Below are 18,932 nucleotides of genomic sequence, written 5' to 3'. Positions count from 1 at the left end.
TACGTCGTGCGGCCCACCCTGGCCGCCGCGCAGGTGCGCGGCAGTCTGACCCAGTACCTCACGACGACGTACGCACTGACCGACTCCGACACCCGCCTCGCCCTGGAGCGGTTTCTCAATCACCCCGAGACCGGGATCTTCCGGGGGCCGTATCTACGCATCCGGACGCCGTTCCACACCGCCGACGACGGCTGGCGGCAGCACCTCGAATGGACTCCCGGCTTTCCTCCGTACCGGCATCAGGCGAAGGCGTGGGAGCGGCTCAGCACCCTGCGAGGGCCCGCGCGGCCGACGCTGATCACCACCGGCACCGGGTCCGGCAAGACGGAGTCCTTCCTCGTGCCTGTGCTCGACCACTGCCGACGGGAGAGGGCTGCCGGGCGGGCCGGCGTCAAGGCCGTGCTCCTCTACCCCATGAACGCTCTCGCCACCGACCAGGCGGGGCGTATCGGCGAGTTTCTGGCACAGCCGGAGCTTGCCCAGGTCACCGCGGGGCTCTACATCGGTGACCGCCCCGACACCGACTTCCGGCGCGTCATGACCCGCCGCGAGGAGATGCGGGTCTCCCCGCCGGACGTGCTGATCACCAACTACAAGATGCTCGACCTGCTGTTGCAGCGAGGCGAGGACCAGCCCCTGTGGGACGGTGCCGACATCACGTACGTGGTGCTCGACGAGTTCCACACGTACGACGGGGCGCAGGGGACCGACGTCGCGATGCTGCTGCGGCGGCTCGCGGCGGCGACGGGCAAGAGCCGGCCGGGGCGACCGCTAGGGGCGATCTGTCCCGTTGCCACGTCCGCAACCTTGGGCGAGGGCGCCACTCCCGACGGCGGGATCCTGGAGGTGGCCGAGCAGGTCTTCGGCATGCCCTTCCCGGCCGACACGGTGATCGGCGAGGAGCGGATGTCCGCGGAGCAGTTCACCGGCGAGATCGACTACGAGCTGCCCGAGCCGCCGACACCGAAAGAGGTCATCGACTGCTCCGGCGGTCCCGGTATCGAGGCCCGGCCCGACCTGCTCGATCTCGACGGGCTAGCGGAGCGGCTGCTCGGGCGCAGAGGGCTGGACGCGTTCCGGATCGGCAGGCTGCTGAAGCGACACGACTTCACACACGGCGTCCTGTCGCTGCTCGACGGCGAGCCGCTGAGCGAGTGGGAACTGCGGGACCGTATGAGCCGGTTCGGGTATGCATGGGGGCGTACCGCACGCGAGAACCCGCGGCTCGTGCTTCAGGCACTCTCGCGTTTCGTGGCGCTGCTGTCCGCCGCCCGGGACCCTGAGTCGGAGGCGAAGCGGCCCCGGCCGCTGCTGCATATCGAGGCTCATCTGTGGGTGCGGCCCGTCACACGCGTGCTGCGCGGGGTGAGCCCGAACCCCGAGTTCCGGTGGTACGAGGACGACCGCACCGCCGCACGTCGTTCCGCGCTCGCCGCGCCGCCCGCCGATGCGGAGGTTTTCGAGGGCGCCGACGGTGAGCGTTCGTCCGGGGGATGGCCGTCCGGTGATGCCCGGCGCGCCCAGGCACAGCCGGGGGCGGACACCGCGGTCCGGCCCGCCGCCGTACATCTGCCCGCCGTCTACTGCCGCACCTGCGGACGGTCGGGCTGGGCCGCACTGTCCCCGGAAGCCGACCCGCAGCAGCTCGTCATGGCCCAGGACCGGGTCTGGCGCGCGGGCGTGGGGCGAGACAAGCGGCGGATCCGGTACTTCATCGCCGCCACCGCGGCAGAGCGGGACGAGGCGCTGAACGCGCTGACCGGCGCCAAGCCGTCCTCGGGCAAGGGCAGCGGCGTCGATCCGCTCTCCGTGGTCGTCCTCGACGGCGCGCAGGGCACCTACCGCCTGCCGACGCCCGCCGACCGCGAGGAACTGCAGGACGGATGGTTCGCGCTGGCCATCACCGACAAGAAGTCGGCCGACCGGGCGGCCGTCGACGACCGCTGCCCGGCCTGCAACACCGACAACGGCATCCGCTTCCTCGGTACGGCGCTGGCGGCCCTGGCCTCGGCGACCGTCACGCAGTTGTTCACGGGCGGGGACATCGCGCTCGTACCGGAAGAGCGCAAGACGCTGCTGTTCAATGACTCGACGCAGGACGCCGCGCACCGTGCGGGGTACGTCGCCAACGCCTCGTACAAGTTCTCGCTACGCTCGCTCCTCGCCCACGCCCTCACCGACTCGCCGGAACCGCTGCCGCTCAACGACCTGATCGGCAATGTCCTCGACTCCATCGACGACACTCAGGCCCTGGCGGCCGTGGTACCGCCCGACCTGCATGACGAGCCCGGCGTGGACCGCCTGCTGTCCGGGCGGGGCACGGGGGATGCCCGTAGCTGGAAGCTGATCGGTGAGCGGCTTGCGTTCGCCACGGTGATGGAGTTCGGCCTGCGATCCCGGCAGGGGCGCACGCTGGAGCTCACCCGCACCGTGGCGGCCGAGGTCGCCCTGCGCGAGCCGGACCGCGTCACTGCGCTCGCCCGCGATCTGCATCTGTCGCTGCCGGGCCAACTGGTGGCGGTGGGCGAGTTGCCCACGCCGGACCGCTATCTGGCGTTCGTACGCGGGCTGTTGGAGCGCATCAGGCTGCGTGGTGGCGTACGGCACCGGTGGCTGGAGCCGTGGATGCGGGACGCCGGAGTCACGCGATTCAAGGTGTGGGGCGGACGGCCCGACGGTATGCCCGCGTTCCCCGACGGAGTTCCCGCGCCGCGGTTCCTGCTGGACGCCCCCAAGGAGAAGTCGACGTTCGACGCGGCCACCGGCCGGCTCGGCTGGTACCAGGACTGGACCCGGCGTTGCCTCGGCCTCGATGGCGCGGGCGCCAACGAGTATCTGCGGCGGCTGCTGCCGGTGCTCGCGGAGGAGCATGTGCTGGCGGTCCGCGCGGCACAGGACCGGACGACGAAGGTGTACGGGCTGCAGCCGGGGCACGTCGAAGTGCGGTTGCTGGACGACACATCGGTCAACAAGGCGTTCGTCAGCTGCCCGGACTGCGGATGGGAGCAGGTCGTCCTGCCGGAGCGCCGTACCCGCTGGTACGGGCATCCGTGTCCGCGCTACCGCTGCCAGGGGGTGCTGCGGCCGCCTCAGGACGACGTCTCGGTGAGTGTCACCAGCACGTCCGGGAGCTTCGGCGGGTCACGCGAGCGTGACTACGTCGGCGACTACTACCGGCGGCTGTATCTGACCGGTGGCACCTTCCGCGTGGTGACGGCCGAGCACACGGGCATGCTCACGCGGCCACAGCGCGAGCGCGTCGAGCGCACGTTCCGCGACGGCACCCACTACACCGACCCGAACGTGCTGTCGTGCACACCCACGCTCGAACTCGGCATCGACATCGGTGACTTGTCGGCCGTGCTCCTCGGCTCGCTGCCGAAGGGACCGGCGAACTACGTGCAGCGGGCCGGCCGCGCCGGACGCAGGACCGGGAACGCGCTGGTGGTGGCCTTCGGCGGGCGGCGCGCCCGTGACCTGTACTACCTGGACGAGCCACGCGAGATGATCGCGGGGGACATCGTCCCGCCGGGTTGCTATCTGTCCGCGGTCGAGATCCTGCGTCGCCAGTACACGGCGCATCTGCTCGATCTCGCGGCCCGGGGAGCGCTGGCCACCGCGGACGGCGAGCGGCTCCAGCCCGCGCCCCGGCTGGTGTCCGCGCTCTTCGGCACCACGGGCTGGTGCCAGGACCTCGCGGACGCGGCACTCACCCATGGCGCGCGCCTGGTCGAGGACTTCCTGGCCCTCTTCGCGGGGGTCACCGACCATGCCGCCGCGGAGCTGCGGGCGTACGCGACCGGCGGGATCGTGCGCACTCTCCAGGAAGCAGAGGAGGACTGGATGGCGCGGCGCGAGGAGCTGCGCCGACGGATCGCGGCCATCGACACGGCGATGGACGGCCTGGTGCGCTCCGACCCCGAACAGGACCGGGAGCACCGGGAGTTGCTGGCGGAGCGCCGCACGACCGGGGATCTGCTGCGCGAGCTCAGCCAGACCAGCGCACACGGCGCGCTGGTCGATCTGGGTCTGCTGCCGAACTACAGCCTCACGGACACGACGACCCAGCTGGAGGCCACGCTCTACTGGACGGAGGAGCAGGACTCCGGCGACGAGGGTGCGAAGAAGACCTATCGCAGCGAGGTACGCGACTACGAGCGTTCGCGCCGGCTCTCGCTCGCCGAACTCGCCCCGGGCAACAGTTTCTACGTCAACGGCTACAAGCACGTCGTGCGCGCCCTGGACATCGGCAGCCCCGACCGCCGCGCCTGGTCGGTGTGGCGGCTGTGCCCGGCGTGCGGCTACACCCGCGCGGAGAACGCCAAGGCGGACACCTCGCCCTGTCCGCGCTGCGGCAGCCGGGAGATCGCCGACGCCGGGTGTGTCCAGCATGTGCTCGAGCCCCGGCGGGTGATCGCCCGCGACAAGCGCGACGACGCCCGCGTCCGGGACGACAAGGACGAGCGGGACCGTCGCCGCTACTCCATGCTCACCACGGTCGACATCGACCCCGCGCAGCTCGCGCCCGGTTCCTGGCGGCACGACACCGCCGTGTTCGGCGTCGACTTCACCCGGCGTGCCGTCATCAGAACCCTGAACCTGGGGCTCGACCGGCAGGACGGCAGCAGCACCGCGCCCGTCGCCGGTGAGGACGTTCGCCTCAACCCCTTCTACGTGTGCACCAGTTGCGGTGGCGCGACCGCCGACGGGCGTCCTGTCGTGGACCAGGCCCAGGACGGCCTCACCGAATCGCTCGCCGCTTCCACCAGGGCCAGTGCCCACCATCTGCTGTGGTGCCCCCGCCGTAAGACACGGTCGACCGGTGACGGACAGGGCAAGGGCCAGGACATTCCGCTGCTGCTCGCCCACGAGCTGGTCACGGAGGCGGTGCGCATTCTGCTCCCGGCGTCCGTCGCCCGCGCCAAGGAGCGACTCGCCTCCTTCACCGCGGCCCTGTTCGTCGGTATCGCGGCCCGCTACGGCGGAGACCCGGACCACATCGACATCGCCGCCGCCTCCATGCCCGACGGAGGGGACGCCAACTGGCCACGGCGCTTCCTCGTGGTGTACGACCGGCTGCCGGGCGGCACCGGGTATCTGCACCGCCTCGCTTCCGCGGACGGCTTCCGGGAGGTGCTGCTCAGGGCCAGGGAGGCCATCGAGAGCTGCCCCTGCATCGAGAAGGGTCTTGACGGCTGCCACCGCTGCCTGCTGCGCCGCGTCCCGGCGACCGACTACGACAAGGTCAGCCGCAACGAAGTGCGGCAGATGCTGGACGAGCTGCTCGGCAAGGGCGGTGAGGCCTGGAAGACCTCACCCGTCGCCGCGACGCAGGCCATTCCCATGGAGCGCCAGGCCGAGAGCGACCTCGAGGTCATGTTCATCGACACGCTCAAGGAGTGGGCGCGCCAGCCCGCGGCGCTGGCCAGCGCGGACGCGTACACCACCACCGCGGGCACCTACTCCCTCGACCTTCGGCTGACGAACCCGTCCGGAAAGACGCTGAGCTGGCGGGTGTCCCAACAGCGCGTTCTCGACGGCACGCGTCCGGACGTGCTCTTCGAACGGCTCGACGCGCCCGGACCGCGTCTGGCGCTCTATCTCGACGGGTACGAGTTCCATGCCTCGGCTCGGCACAACCGTCTCGCCGACGACGCCGCCAAGCGCACACGGCTCCGGGCCGAGGGACTCAGGGTGTTCCAACTCACGTACTACGACGTCAAGGAGTGGCGCACGCGCGTGCGTGACACCGGCTATGCGGCGGCCGGCCCGGCCGATCCGGTGTGGCAGCCCTACGACGACCAGGGCCGACGACAGGCACGCGACTACTACACCAAGGTGAGGGGCGCTCTGCCCGGCGAACTCGCCGAAAGCGTCTGGGTCAATCCGGCCGACACGCTGCTCGCCCATCTCCGTTCCCCGGACGCGGACCGGTGGCTGGCCCGTGCGGAGGCGGCCGTCGCGGGGCTCACCGGGACGCGGCCGCGGTCTGCGGCGGTCCCGGGAGATGCCGTGAGTGCGCAACTCGCGGCAGCCCTGCGCGGAACACCGTTGACCGGGCAGAGCGGTCCTGTTCGGATTCTCGACGCAACGGACCGATCGGGGTGCCGTGTGGTCGCGGTCGCCGACGGACGGCAGAAGCCTCCCGCGTGGACGGCTCTCACCGTCCTGGACGACAGCACGGCCGCCGTCACTGACTCCGCATCGCACAAGGAGCGGTGGCGTGCCTGGCTGTACTGGAGCAATCTGCTGCAGTTCCTGGAGCGTGGGGGCGGGGACAGCGCACAGTTGACAACCAGTCAGCTCGACGCCTTTTCGCCGGAGACGCTCGCGGTCACGGGTGGGTCGGGGTGGCTCGCGTCCACACGTGTCGACCTGGAGGCGGTGGGGCAGGAAGAGGACGCGGAGCCCGTCGTCGAGACCCCTGTCGCGCAGGGCGGGGACTGGAACGCCGTACTCGAGTACCTGGATCCCGACGAACCCGGCCTCCAGCTCCTGGCGGTGTCCCTGGCGACTCGTGGCGTACCCGCTCCCGTCGACGGGTTCGAACTCGACGAGAACGGTTGGATGGCCGAGCTCGCCTGGCCGGACCAGAAGGTGGGTGTGGTTCTCGCACCCGGGTCCGCGGAACCGGAACCCGACTACGAGGCTCAGGACCGGGACCGGGCCTTCGCCGCCGCCGGATGGGACGTACGGCCCGCGAGCGCCTGGACCGCGGAAGAGCTGGCCCATCGGCTCGACGCACAGGTGAAGAACGACGGAACGACTCAGGGGGAGCCCCACCGATGAACAACGCGAGTGTGACTCTGCGTCTGCTGGACAAGGCCGACAAGGAGATCCTCAAGCTCCCTCGCGCGGTCAAGGGCGCCCTCTACGACTTCCAGCACAAGTTCAAGACCAACCCGCAGGCCACCGGTCTTCAGCTGAAGCAGCTCAAAGGAGACAGCAGGCTCTGGTCCGCACGCGTCAACGACGAGTACCGCGCGCTGCTGCTGCGCCTGGCCGACACCGACTGGCTGATCGTCTCGCTCAAGCACCGCAAGGAGGTCTACGAGAACCTCGACCGGCTCTCCTACGGCATCAACCAGGTCACCGGAGCCATCGAGTACGTCGACCTCCAGGTGGTCGAGGAGAGCGTGCTGCGGCGCGTCTCGCCCGCCCGCCCAGCTGTGCCGGAGCAGCCCCGGCCACGGACGGAACGTCTGTTCACGCGCTTCACGGACGAGCAGCTCACCGACCTCGGTGTGGCGGAACCACTGATCCCGGTGGTCCGGACCCTCACCACGGAGGAGCAGCTGCTCGGGCTCGTGGAGTACGCCCCGCAGCTCACCGGCGAGATCCTGCTCTCGCTGTTCGACGGCAAGTCCTACGACGAGGTCCTGGAGCAGGTGACCGCTCCGGTCGCCGCGCCCGAACCCGTCGACACGGAGGACTTCCAGGCTGCCGCCGAACGTCCGGCGACCATGGTGACGACCACGGACGAAGCACTTCGTGAGGCGCTGGAAGGTGAGGACTTCGGGCGTTGGAAGGTCTTCCTGCATCCCACACAGTCCAAGCTCGTGGAGCGCGACTACTCCGGTCCCGCCCGAGTGGGCGGTGGCCCAGGCACAGGCAAGACGATCGTCGCCCTCCACCGGGTCAAGCACCTGGTCGAAAGGCTTCCGCCGGGGCGCAACAAGCCCGTGCTCCTCACGACGTACAACAAGAACCTCGCGGCCGACCTCCGGACTCGTCTTCTGGAGCTGGGAGGCGAGGAACTCCTGTCCCGCGTGGAGATCAGCCACGTCGACCAGCTGGCCCTGCGAGTGGTGCGGGAGGCCGAACCCGGCAACGCCAAGCAGACCGCTGATGACAACCAGGTACTGCGCGAGTGGCGCGCGATGCTGGATGAGCTAGGCGAAACGACCTGGGACGCGGACTTCCTCCATGACGAGTGGACGCAGGTCATCCTCGGCCAGGCGGTCGCCTCCCGCACGGAGTACTTCCGCGCACGCCGAGCCGGCCGGGGGCGCAACATCGCGCGAGCCGAGCGGGCCGAGATCTGGCAGCTGGCGGAGAAGTTCACGCAGCGACTGGACCGGCTGGGGCGCCAGACGTGGGCCCAGGTGGCCGAGCGGGCCGCCCGACTGGAAATGGAGCGGGAAGAACGCATCCGTGCCGTCGAGCGACAGCGCGAAGAGGCCGGCGGCCTGGACAACATCCATCTCCAGGACGGCTCCGCCGGGTGGCTGCGCCACCGCTACCGGCACATCGTGGTGGACGAGGCTCAGGACCTTCGGCCGGGTCACTGGAAGATGCTGCGAGCCATGGTCGACCGCGACCGGAACGACATCTTCCTGGTAGGTGACACACATCAGCGGATCTACAACAACCAGGTGACGTTGGGCAGCCTCGGCGTCAACATCCGAGGCCGGTCCGCCAGGCTCACCCTCAGCTACCGCACCACGCGTCAGATCCTCGGCTCAGCGCTCGGCGTGCTCGAAGGCGAGTCCTTCGACGACCTGGACGGCAACCAGGAAACCCTGGCCGGCTACCGGTCCGTGCTCACCGGCGCGCCGCCGGCCCTCCACTCGAGCCCGGACTGGGAATCCGAACGCGAGGAGATCGCCGAGCTGATCTCCGATTGGAACGACATTCCCCTTGAGCAGATCGCGATCTGTGTCCCCACAAATGCCATGGCGCAGGAGGTGGCGTTCACCCTGGCCCAGTCGGGGATCAGGGCCGTCGAAATCGGTCCGGACGGACCACGGGGCGACGAGGGCGTCCACATCGGGACGATGTTCCGCTTCAAAGGGCTCGAATACCAGCGCATGATCATCGCCGGTGTCAGCGAAGGCCTGGTACCACGCAACACCGTGATCGGGCTGCAGCACAGCGACGCCCTGCGGTACCGACGCGAACTCCAACGCGCTCGCTCCCTGCTCTTCGTCGCCGCGACGCGCTCCCGCGACGCGCTCGCCATCTTCTGGCACGGGAAGCCCAGCCGATTCCTCGTTCCACTGATTGCCGCATGACGCTGCTGCTGCGTCGCGTTGAGAACAGTCCCAGAGGCGACGCGGAGAGCGACCGGATAAATCGCGTACGCAACTCTCCGCGGCCGGACTCCGGACACTCCGCCGCTGGAGCGTCGACTACCTGCACCATCGGCTGACCTGCTCCTACGAGGTCCTCGACGGTTGTCCGGCCGTACCGGTCACGCGGCGGCGCGGGAGCCGCTGCGACACCGGGTCAGCGCGGCCATCGCCGAGGGGCCGATGATCCCGCTCCTCGTCGCCGGAAACGCATACAAGATCGGCGCCATTTTGAAGAGGTTGACGGAGCCGGGGCAGGAAAAATCGGATGCGGGCGTGGGCGGGGGCTCGGATGATCGGCTGGTTGTCCGCTCACCCGTCAGGAGCCCGCATGATCCGTCGCGTCACCTCCCCCGCCCTCTTCCCTCCCCCGACCTACTCCCACGCCTCGGTCGTGGAGGCCGGCACGAGGGTCGCCTTTCTCGCCGGTTCCGTGCCGCTCGACGGCGACGGGAATCTCGTCGGGGAGGGGGATCCCGTACGGCAGGCCCGGCAGGTCATCGCCAACCTCAAAGTACAACTGGGCGCGATCGGCAGTGACTTGGCGCATGTGCTGTCGACCGACGTGTACGTCGTGAGCGGTGACACCGCCGTGCTGTCCGCCGTCTGGGAGGTCGTCGAGGCGTCCGGGCTCAGCGTCGGGCCTCACTCGTCGACGCTGCTCGGGGTGGCGTGCCTCGGATACACGGGCCAGTTGGTGGAGATCACGGCCACCGCCGTCGTTCCCGACGAGAGTGGCGAGAGTGCGGAGAGGGCGTGACCGCCGTAGCGCTGCGCCGCGCCCTGCCCACCGACGCCGGTGCCGTCGCCGACGTCTGGCTGCGGTCCTTCGCCGCCGCGCTGCCGACCGTCGTCCGGCCGCGTTCCGACGACGAGGTGCGGACGTATTTCCGCGAGGTCGTGGTGCTGTTGCGGGAGACCTGGGTGGCCGAGGCCGCCGACCGGGTCGTCGGGGTCATGGTGCTCGACGGCGAGCTGCTCTCGCAGCTCTATCTCGACCCCGACTGGCGCGGGCGCGGTATCGGTGACCGGTTCGTCGACCTCGCCAAGCGGCGACGCCCGGGCGGGCTGAGCCTGTGGACCTTCCAGGTCAACAGGCCCGCCCACGGCTTCTACGAGCGCCACGGCTTCGTCGCCGTCGAGCACACCGACGGGAGCGGGAACGAGGAGCGGGAGCCGGACGTGCGCTACGTCTGGCAGCCGGGGCCCGCTCAATCGGCCTGAGCGCCCCCGCCGGAGCGGCCCCATCCCCGCCGCTTCGGCAACGGCGTCGCGTACCCCGCGACCCGACTCGTCCGCAGCCCCAACCCCACCAGCGACTCGGCGAGTTTGACGGCCGCGCCGACCCCGTCGACCACCGGAACCCCCAGCTTCTCCGACACGGCCTGCTGCAGACCGGTCATCCCGGCACACCCCAGCACGAGGACCTCGGCGCCCGCGTCCCGGGCCCGTTCGGCGGCCGTCAGGAAGGCGGCCTCCGTGCGCTCGGCGTCCTCCAGCTCCAGCACGCCGAGCCCGGTGCCGATCACGGCGGCACAGTTCCGCGCGACCCCCGCCAGCTCCAGGCTGTCCTCGATCTGTCCGCACGAGCGCTCCAGTGTGGTCACCACGCCGTAGCGCCGACCGAGGAGGCAGGCCAGATGTGCGGCGGCCTCCGTGATGTCGACGACCGGTACGTCCACCAGCTCCCGGACGCCCTCCCGTCCGTGCTCGCCGAAGCCGGCCATGACGACCGCGTCGTACGCCGGGCCCTCGTAGGTGCGCAGCGCGTCCATGACCGCCGCCGCCGAGAGGTAGCTGTCGAGCCAGCCCTCCGCCGATTCCGGCCCCCACCCCGGGGTCAGCCCGAGCACGGTGGTGCCCGGGCCTGCGGCGGCCCGGGCACCTCGTACGATCTCCTCGGTCATCTCCTGCGTGGTGTTGCAGTTGGTGACGACGATCCGCACGTCCTTCAGACCTCCCGTGCCGAAGAGGCAGATGTGGTGGCAGCGGCGGACCCGGCCGCCCGCTCCTCGCGGCACAGCACCAGATACACACCCGCCGCCATCGCCGTCCCGATGAACCACGAGTACGGCGCCACAGCACCGAAGGTCTTCACCAGCGCCAGCACCGCCGCGACCCCCGCCGCCGGCAGGAACGCCCACAGCGCCTTGGGGTTGACGCCCTTGCGGTAGTAGTAGCGGGAACCGGGGGTGGCGTCGAACAGCTCGCTCACGTCCACCCGGCCCCGCTTGACCAGGTAGTAGTCGACCATGATCACGCCGAACAGCGGGCCCAGGAAGGCGCCGAGGCCGCCGAGGAAGTAGTTGACGACCGTCGGGTTCGAGAAGAGGTTCCACGGTGTCACCACCAGCGCCGCGACCGTGCTGATCATGCCGCCGACCTTGAAGGTGATCTTCTGCGGCCAGACGTTGGCCAGGTCGTACGCCGGTGAGACGAAGTTGGCGACGATGTTGACGCCCATGGTGGCGATGGCGAAGGTGAGCGCCGCCAGCACCAGGACCCACGTGTTGCCGACCTTGGCCACCAGTTCCGCCGGATCCGTGATGGCCTCGCCGAACACCTCCAGCGAACCGGCCGTGACGATCACAGACACGACCACGAACGCCGTCGAGTTGATGGGCAGGCCCCAGAAGTTGCCCTTGCGGACGGTCCGGTAGTCGGGCGCGAAGCGCGAGAAGTCGCAGAAGTTGAGCATCAGCGTGCCGTACGTGGCGAGGATCAGGCCGATCGCGCCGAACCACTGACGCCACTGCTCACCGGCGGACACGGGGTGCGGGGTGGACGTGAGCGAGATCGTCCAGCCGGCCTTGGCGAGGATCCAGACCGCCAGCGCGATCATCACCACCCAGATCGCCGGGCCGCAGAAGTCCTGGAACTTGCGCACCGACTCCATGCCCTGGCTGATGATCAGCGCCTGGATGAGCCAGAGGGAGAGGAAGGAGACCCAGCCGAGCGCGTGCAGGCCGAGGAAGGAACTGTGGGTCCAGGACTCCAGGCCCGGCCAGGCGGCCAGCAGCATCACGTTCACGGCGACCGACGCCAGATACGTCTGGATGCCGTACCACATGATGGCGATGACCGCCCTGATCAGCGCCGGGATGTTGGCGCCCCAGACGCCGAAGCTGATGCGGCTGACGACGGGGAACGGCACGCCGTGGCGCTGGCCGATCTTCCCCATCCAGTTCATGCCGACGTAGATGAGCACGAAGCCGACGAGCAGGGAGGTGAAGACCTGCCACACGTTCATGCCGAGGACGAGCAGGCCGGCCGCGAACGTGTAGTTGCCGAGGTTGTGGACGTCGGACATCCACAGGGCGAAGAGGTCGAAGACCTTCCAGTTGCGCTTGTCCGCAGGCGCGAGGTCTTCGTTGGTGAGCCGGGGATCGGGGACGAACGCTGATGTGCCGGTGGTGGCTTCGGCACGGTCGGCGAGGGACACGGGGCCTCCAGGAGGGAGGGGACGAAAGGAGGGCTGCTTTCCGGTCGCTTGGCTATTTTCCGGTCACTGAGCAACAAGTTTGGTATACCAAACTGCGCCCATGGTCCTCCCGTCAACCGTTCTGACAGATATCGCTGCTGTTAACGCTCCGTAAAACACACCCGGAGTCGGCGAAGATGGCCCCATGACGAAGATCGAACCGCTCGGGGCGATCCGCGAGCGCGTCCTGGCCACGCTGCGGCAGGACATCATCGCGGGCCGTCTGCTTCCGGGCGATCGCCTGGTCGAGCGCGAGCTGGCCGACCGCTTCGGGGTCTCCCGGGTGCCGGTCCGCGAGGCGATCCGCGCGCTGGTGGCCGAGGGGTTCGTCCACTTCGAGACGCCCCGCCGGACCGTCGTACGGCGACTGAGCCCCGCCGACGTCAAGGAACTCTTCGAGCTGCGCGAGGCGCTGGAGGTCTACGCGGCCGGCCTCGCCGCGTCACGGGCGACGCCGGAAGACCTGGCCGACCTCCGGGAGCTGCTGCGGGCGGCGGCGAGCGCGACCGAGGCCGGGGACGCCGAGAAGATCACCGACATCAACACCCGGTTCCACGACCGGATCCTGGCCATGGCCGGCAACAGCCTGCTGACCTCGGTCATGGAACCGGTCGACGGCCGCCTGCGCTGGCTCACCCGGCAGAACGAGGAGTGGCCCCAACTCCTCACCGAACACCAGGACCTGTACGAGGCCATCGCCTCCGGCGACCCCGATCGCGCCCGCACCCACACGCTCACCCACGTGCAGGCCAACTACCGCTCGACGGTCCGCCACCTCTTCGGCGAGGACGAGGACGAGAACAACGTCGGTGGCGCAGGTGAGGGCGGCAAGGCGTGAGGAAGCCGCCACGTCGACGGCGTCCCATCACCTTCCGAGGCCCGCCGCCTGTGCGGCTGTGCTCAACACCTCGCGCAGCATCGCGGGCGTGAGCTTCCCGGTGAAGGTGTTGCGCTGGCTGACGTGAAAGCACCCCAAGAGTTCGAGCCCATCGAGCTCGACCCGGACCCCGTGCCCGAACGCGGGCCGCGGCCTCGGCACCCGCCACCCCGCCTCCGCCAACGCCGGCAGTGTCGCCTGCCAGCCGAAGGCGCCGAGTACGACGACCGCCCGCACCGTCGGCCGCAGCAGTCTCAGCTCCTGGACCAGCCAGGGCCGGCAGGTCTCCCGTTCGCCGGGGGTCGGCTTGTTGGCGGGCGGGGCGCAGTGCACGGGGGCCGTGACCCGGACGCCGTACAGCTCCAGGCCGTCGTCGAGGGCGACCGACGTGGGCTGCGAGGCGAGGCCGATGTCGTACAGGGCCTGGTACAGCACGTCGCCGGAGCGGTCGCCGGTGAACATCCGTCCGGTGCGGTTGCCGCCGTGCGCGGCCGGCGCGAGCCCGACGATGAGCAGTCGGGCGTCCGGCGGGCCGAAGCCGGGTACCGGGCGGCCCCAGTACGTCTGGCCGGCGAAGGCGGCACGCTTGGTGCGGGCCACCTCCTCGCGCCAGTCGACCAGCCGCGGACAGGCCCGGCAGCCCGAAACCCGCAGGTCGAGATCGTCGAGGGCGTCCACAGCTCCACCGTACGGCCTTGGCCGGTCCGTACGGGGACTAAGGTCGAGGCATGGCAGCGGAGTATGACGAGCAGCGAGGCGGCCACGCGGCCGAGGGACGGCACCCGGACGCGACGGCTCCCGAGCAGGCCGCCGGCTCACCGAGCGCCGAGCAGCCCGTCGACCCGAAGATCTCCGACCCCAAGATCGCCGACGCCGTGGCGGCGGCAGAGGCCGCCGGTGCCCACAACGGCGAATCCGTGCGCGTCGACAGCTGGATCTGGGCCGTACGCCTGGTGAAGACCCGTTCCATGGGAGCCACCGCCTGCAAGGGCGGGCACGTGCGCGTGAACGGCCACAACGTGAAGCCCTCGCACAGCCTGCGCATCGGCGACGAGGTCCGGGTACGGCACGAGAACCGGGAGCGGATCGTCGTCGTCAAGCGGCTCATCCGCAAGCGGGTCGGCGCGCCGGTCGCGGCCCAGTGCTACGTCGACAACTCGCCCCCTCCCCCGCCGCGCGAGGCCGTCGCCCCGGCCGGCGTCCGGGACCGCGGAACCGGCCGCCCGACCAAGCGGGACCGCCGCGACATGGAACGCCTGCGCGGCATGATGGGCGGCGGCGCGGGACGGCCGCGCGAGCGCTGACCTGCGTCGCCCGAGAGCTCGGGGCTCCCGGGTGCGCCGGCGGGTGCGGGCCGCACGTGGCTGATCGCGCAGTTCCCCGCGCCCCTGAGTCGGCGGCCGTGAGGCCTACTCAGGGGCGCGGGGAACTGCGCGAACGGCCCCCACCGGGCCGCACCCCACCGTCGGCTCAAGCGCGTCGCACCAGCCGCAGCAGGTCCGCGTTCGAACTCCGCCGGGCCCAGGCGATCAGGGCGAGCGGCACGATGAGGATGAGCGGCGTCGCCGCGTTCTCGCCGCCGAAGGCGGTGATCGTGACGACGAACGCGCCGACCATCAGCGCGCTGAGCGCCATCGCCGCCACCGACTGGAGCACCGGGATCAACAGGGCGATCGCACCGGCCAGTTCGAGCGCGCCGATGGTGTACATCCCCGCACTGCCCCAGCCGAGCTCGTCGAAGCCCTCGGCGGCCGAAGGGTGCGCGATCAGCTTGGGCAGGGCGCTGGCGACGGCGTAGAAGAGGGCGAGCAGGATCTGCAGGCCGCGCAGGGCGATCCGGGCGCGGCGCCCGCGCGGGGTCGCGGACTCGGCGATGACGGGGCGGGAGTCGACGGATGCGGTGGTGGTGACGGAAGCGGTGGCCTCGGACATGGGGGTCTCCTGTGTTCAGCGGTCCGTGTTGCTGTCACAGAGGTAGACCGGCGCTCCCTCGCGAACTCATCGCCGTACGAAGGGAATTTCAGCCGTTCTCCTCGAACGGCAGCCAGCCGTGCCCGATGTACCAGTGTCCGCCCGCCCGCAGATGATCCCCGACGGCCCGCTCCACGGCCGTACCGCGCGGCAGGCTCTCGATCGGCAACTCCGGGTCGCCGAAGACGAATTGGACCGGCTCGGTGTCGGCCGGCTCCCGGTCCTCGCGGGCCAGGTGGAATCGCTCCTGGAAGCGGACGATGTTGGAGTCGCCGGGCAGGTACTTCCTGAGCTGCTCGTCCAGCAGCCAGGAGTGACAGGTCGCCACCCGGTACCGCTCCTGCGGGAAGTGCTGTGCGAAGAACTGCCGGGCCAGCGCCAGCGAACGGTCGACCACGGCCGGGGACATCGGCCCGCGGAAGTCGGGTATGTGCACATTGAGGCAGAGCGAGTCCGGGCCCACGTCGATGCCCGTCGCCGCCAGCCGTGTCCCGGCGCGCTGCCCGAGCCGCGCCCGCTCGAACTGCAGCCGGCCGAGCTGGTACAGCTCGCCCCGGAAGTGATGGATGAGCCACCACGGCGCCTGCACCCCCGCCCGGCCGTGCCGCCTTCGGTGCACGGCCATGTTCCGCCCGAGGTCGGCGAGGGTACGCCGGGAGACGTCGGCCGGTATGCCGCGCTCACGGTGGTAGGCGCGGGTGTACGGCAGCGCGGCGACGAACACGTACACGGAGAAGCAGCGCTGCAGGGGCCCCGCGGGCCAGTCGAGGTCGGGCAGGTCGACCGGGCCGCCGACCTCGCCCATTCCCCGGACGAGCTCGTCGACGGACCGCTGAAGGAACCGCCGCAGCTCCGGGTCGTCCGTCACCCGTCGGCCCATCCGGACGAGGTCGTTGACGTCCTCGTGGGGTACGGAGAGGTCGAGGAGCACCTCGGCGAGTTCATCGGTGTCCGGCAGCAGCACTGAGCCCCCTGCAAAAGGAGTACGTTTCAAGAAGGAGTGGTGATCCGATGCGTACGGGCAGTGAGCCTACGACGGCACGCAGTGCACTGCGGGTCCGTTTCTGGCTGTGCGTGTGGGGCGTGCTCTGGGCGATCTTCGGCACCGCCGCGTTCGCCCTGGCGGGGCGCCCCGGCTGGGCCGTGGCCTGCGGGGTGCTGTGGCTGGTGATCACGATCGACATGACCATGATCCTGCGGCACATCCGGCAGGGGCCGCACTACCAGCCGGGCCACGACATTCCGCCGTACCGCCCGCCCGAGAACCGCCCCTACCGCCCACCGCGGCCCCCACCGGGAACACCTCCGGCACCGCCGACGCAGAGGTACCCGGACCGCCCGCCGCCGTAGATCCAAGCGGAACGGCGGTCGCCGGCGGAGAATCGTCGCCCTCGGCCGCGCCGGGCAAGGTCACCCGGTCGCCGACGCTCACCCGTCGAACCGCGCCGCCTTCAGATACTGCGGGTTCGGGTCGAGTGCGGCCGCCAGCCGGAAATGGCGCTTGGCCTGGCCGGCCCGGCCCCGGCGCTCGTAGGTGCGGGCGAGCGCGAAGTGCGCGAACGCGTTGTCCGGCTCGCGCTCCAGGACGATCGTGAACTCCAGCTCTGCGGGCCGCAGTTGTGCGGCGGCGAAGAAGGCACGCGCGCGCAGCAGCCGGGCGGCGGTGTTCTCCGGGTGCGCGGCGATGACCTCGTCGAGCAGCTTCACCGCGCCCCGCGGGTCCCGCGCGGCGAGCAGTTGCTCGGCGGCACGGAAGTCGATGACATGCGTCTCCGGAGTACGTCCGGTCGAACCGCTGGTCTCGGGCACGGCAGAGTCCTTCCCTCACTGCGAGGGTTCAACGCGCGAACGCAACAGGGCTATTCCTGTGCCGAGCGGGACGACTGCTCCTCATGAGCCTCGTGCGCTCGCCGCACGAGCTCGTCCCATACGTCCTTCACGCGCCGCTGAAGCTCCTCCAGTGGTACGTCGTTGTCGATGACGATGTCCGCGATCTCCCGGCGCTGCTCACGCGTCGCCTGCGCGGCCATGCGCGCGCGTGCGTCCTCCGCGGTCATCCCGCGCAGCCGGACCAGCCGGTCGAGCTGGGTGTCCTGACCGGCGTCCACGACGACCACGACGTCGTACAGCGGCGCCAGGCCGTTCTCCGTGAGGAGCGGGACGTCGTGGACGACGACGGCGTCCTCGGCGGCGGCCTCCTCCAGCTCGCGTGAGCGGGCGCCGACCAAGGGGTGCACGATCGCATTGAGCGCGGCGAGCCTGTCGGCGTCCGCGAAGACGATCGAGCCCAGCTTGGGCCGGTCCAGGCTGCCGTCCGCGGCGAGCACCTCCTCGCCGAACGCCTCCACGACGGCGGCGAGCCCGGGCGTGCCCGGCGCGACGACCTCCCGGGCGATCCGGTCCGCGTCGATCAGCACGGCCCCGTGCTCCACGAGCAGCCGTGACACCTCGCTCTTTCCGGCGCCGATACCGCCGGTCAGGCCCACCTTCAGCATGACCGACAGCTTAGGTCCTGCCACCGACAGCGCACCGGGCAGGACCGCACCTGCCCCGTCAGCCGTCGCCTTCCCGCTCTGCGAGGAACTTCTCGAACTCCCGGCCGATCTCGTCCGCCGACGGGATGTCCACCGGCTCGGCGAGCATGTTGCCGCGGCTCTCGGCGCCGGCGACGGCGTCGTACTGGTGCTCAAGGCCCTCGACCAGGTTGGTGAGCTCCTCGTCGCCCTCGCGGATCTGGCGGTCGATCTCGTTCTGCGTGCGGTGGGCGTCGGTGCGCAGGGAGTGCGCGATGCCGGGCAGGACCAGCCCGGTCGCCGCCGTGACGGCCTCCAGGACGGTCAGGGCCGCGTCCGGGTACGGGGAGCGGGCGATGTAGTGCGGAACGTGCGCGGCGACGCCCAGGACGTCGTGCCCGGCCTCCATCAGCCGGTACTCGATGAGGGACTCGGCGCTGCCGGGCACCTGTGCCTCGTCGAAGGGGCTGCTGTGGCCCGGGACGAGGTCGGTGCGGTTGCCGTGCGGGGTGAGGCCGACCGGGCGGGTGTGCGGGACGCCCATGGGGATGCCGTGGAAGTTCACCGACAGACGCACCCCGAGCCGCTCCACGATCTCCTTGACGGCCGCGGCGAAGCGCTCCCACTCCACGTCGGGCTCGGGCCCGGACAGCAGCAGGAAGGGCGCTCCGGTGGCGTCCTGGACGAGCCGCACCTCGATGGAGGGCACCTCGTAGTCGGCCCAGCGGTCGCGCTTGAACGTCAGCAGCGGCCGGCGGGCGCGGTAGTCGACCAGCCGGTCGTGGTCGAAGCGGGCGACGACCTGGTGGGGCAGTGAGTCGAGGAGCCCGTCGACGATCTGGTCGCCGGTCTCACCCGCGTCGATGTATCCGTCGAAGTGGTAGAGCATGACAAGACCGGCCGACTCCTGGGCGAGCGCCATGTCCACCACGGCGAGGCCCTTCGGCTCCCATGCGTACAAACCCTGCGGATCAAGCACTGTGACCGCTCCTCCTCGTGTCCGTTGGTGACAACACCCT

At 70.4% G+C, this 18,932-nt stretch carries 15 protein-coding genes; 7 read left to right on the top strand and 8 right to left on the bottom strand.

The features are described 5' to 3' along the window. Window positions 1-6: 6 nt before the first annotated feature. The 4 genes from ACFPQ9_RS12920 to ACFPQ9_RS12905 all read left to right on the top strand — a co-directional run bounded on the left by ACFPQ9_RS12920 (window position 7) and on the right by ACFPQ9_RS12905 (window position 10,295). A complete protein-coding gene (locus tag ACFPQ9_RS12920; RefSeq protein ID WP_380851598.1) occupies window positions 7-6,789 on the top strand; it encodes a DEAD/DEAH box helicase in 6,783 nt (2,260 codons plus the stop codon). Continuing rightward, window positions 6,786-9,014 (top strand): UvrD-helicase domain-containing protein, encoded by a 2,229-nt coding sequence (locus ACFPQ9_RS12915; RefSeq protein WP_380851595.1) that lies wholly within the window; start codon window positions 6,786-6,788, stop codon window positions 9,012-9,014. Before ACFPQ9_RS12920 ends, ACFPQ9_RS12915 begins: the two co-directional genes overlap by 4 nt. A gap of 388 nt (window positions 9,015-9,402) precedes the next feature. Continuing rightward, window positions 9,403-9,831 (top strand): RidA family protein, encoded by a 429-nt coding sequence (locus tag ACFPQ9_RS12910; protein WP_380851592.1) that lies wholly within the window; start codon window positions 9,403-9,405, stop codon window positions 9,829-9,831. Continuing rightward, the gene (locus tag ACFPQ9_RS12905) at window positions 9,828-10,295 is read left to right on the top strand and encodes a GNAT family N-acetyltransferase (protein ID WP_380851589.1); all 468 of its coding nucleotides are present in this window, start codon (window positions 9,828-9,830) and stop codon (window positions 10,293-10,295) included. Before ACFPQ9_RS12910 ends, ACFPQ9_RS12905 begins: the two co-directional genes overlap by 4 nt. Here ACFPQ9_RS12905 and ACFPQ9_RS12900 read toward each other — a convergent pair. Together ACFPQ9_RS12900 and ACFPQ9_RS12895 are read right to left on the bottom strand one after the other, a co-directional pair. Continuing rightward, complete coding sequence (locus ACFPQ9_RS12900) at window positions 10,283-11,017, bottom strand: aspartate/glutamate racemase family protein (protein ID WP_380851586.1); 735 nt, start codon at window positions 11,015-11,017, stop codon at window positions 10,283-10,285. The two genes, ACFPQ9_RS12905 and ACFPQ9_RS12900, sit on opposite strands and share 13 nt — an antisense overlap. Window positions 11,018-11,022: 5 nt before the next feature. Further along, the gene (locus ACFPQ9_RS12895) at window positions 11,023-12,513 is read right to left on the bottom strand and encodes an NCS1 family nucleobase:cation symporter-1 (RefSeq protein ID WP_380851583.1); all 1,491 of its coding nucleotides are present in this window, start codon (window positions 12,511-12,513) and stop codon (window positions 11,023-11,025) included. Between the two features lie 184 nt (window positions 12,514-12,697). Between ACFPQ9_RS12895 and ACFPQ9_RS12890 the strand changes: the two genes are divergently transcribed. Further along, a complete protein-coding gene (locus ACFPQ9_RS12890; protein ID WP_380851580.1) occupies window positions 12,698-13,390 on the top strand; it encodes a GntR family transcriptional regulator in 693 nt (230 codons plus the stop codon). A 27-nt stretch (window positions 13,391-13,417) separates the two neighbouring features. Here ACFPQ9_RS12890 and ACFPQ9_RS12885 read toward each other — a convergent pair whose 3' ends face one another. Beyond that, entirely contained in the window at window positions 13,418-14,107 is a 690-nt protein-coding gene (locus ACFPQ9_RS12885) for a uracil-DNA glycosylase (RefSeq protein WP_380851577.1), read from the bottom strand. Window positions 14,108-14,157: 50 nt separating this feature from the next. Here ACFPQ9_RS12885 and ACFPQ9_RS12880 point away from each other — a divergent pair, with 50 nt between their 5' ends. Continuing rightward, window positions 14,158-14,733, top strand: coding sequence for an RNA-binding S4 domain-containing protein (locus ACFPQ9_RS12880; RefSeq protein WP_380851574.1), 576 nt, complete (start codon window positions 14,158-14,160; stop codon window positions 14,731-14,733). 166 nt (window positions 14,734-14,899) lie between these two features. On the opposite strand, the gene ACFPQ9_RS12875 is transcribed toward ACFPQ9_RS12880, so the two are convergent. Then, window positions 14,900-15,361, bottom strand: coding sequence for a DoxX family protein (locus ACFPQ9_RS12875; RefSeq protein WP_380851571.1), 462 nt, complete (start codon window positions 15,359-15,361; stop codon window positions 14,900-14,902). A gap of 88 nt (window positions 15,362-15,449) precedes the next feature. Beyond that, window positions 15,450-16,361, bottom strand: coding sequence for an acyltransferase domain-containing protein (locus tag ACFPQ9_RS12870; protein ID WP_380852380.1), 912 nt, complete (start codon window positions 16,359-16,361; stop codon window positions 15,450-15,452). Between the two features lie 50 nt (window positions 16,362-16,411). Between ACFPQ9_RS12870 and ACFPQ9_RS12865 the strand changes: the two genes are divergently transcribed. Continuing rightward, window positions 16,412-16,750 carry a DUF6343 family protein gene (locus tag ACFPQ9_RS12865; protein ID WP_380851568.1) on the top strand — a complete coding sequence of 113 codons (339 nt, stop codon included), beginning with the start codon at window positions 16,412-16,414 and terminating at the stop codon, window positions 16,748-16,750. Between the two features lie 78 nt (window positions 16,751-16,828). Here the strand turns inward: ACFPQ9_RS12865 and ACFPQ9_RS12860 are convergent, their stop codons facing one another. The 3 genes from ACFPQ9_RS12860 to ACFPQ9_RS12850 are packed head-to-tail and all read right to left on the bottom strand — an operon-like array spanning window position 16,829 to window position 18,892. Then, window positions 16,829-17,209, bottom strand: a complete 381-nt coding sequence (locus tag ACFPQ9_RS12860; protein ID WP_380851565.1) for a tetratricopeptide repeat protein — start codon at window positions 17,207-17,209, stop codon at window positions 16,829-16,831. A gap of 50 nt (window positions 17,210-17,259) precedes the next feature. Beyond that, window positions 17,260-17,895 carry a dephospho-CoA kinase gene (gene coaE, locus ACFPQ9_RS12855; protein ID WP_380851562.1) on the bottom strand — a complete coding sequence of 212 codons (636 nt, stop codon included), beginning with the start codon at window positions 17,893-17,895 and terminating at the stop codon, window positions 17,260-17,262. A gap of 58 nt (window positions 17,896-17,953) precedes the next feature. Continuing rightward, window positions 17,954-18,892: a PAC2 family protein gene (locus tag ACFPQ9_RS12850; protein WP_380851559.1), complete on the bottom strand. Its 939-nt coding sequence runs from the start codon at window positions 18,890-18,892 to the stop codon at window positions 17,954-17,956. Window positions 18,893-18,932: the final 40 nt, after the last annotated feature.

The sequence above is a fragment of the Streptomyces coerulescens genome, assembly GCF_042657965.1.
GTDB lineage: Bacteria > Actinomycetota > Actinomycetes > Streptomycetales > Streptomycetaceae > Streptomyces > Streptomyces coerulescens.
Note: the sequence above shows the minus strand (reverse complement) of the source record. Positions and strands in the feature narration are given on the sequence as shown.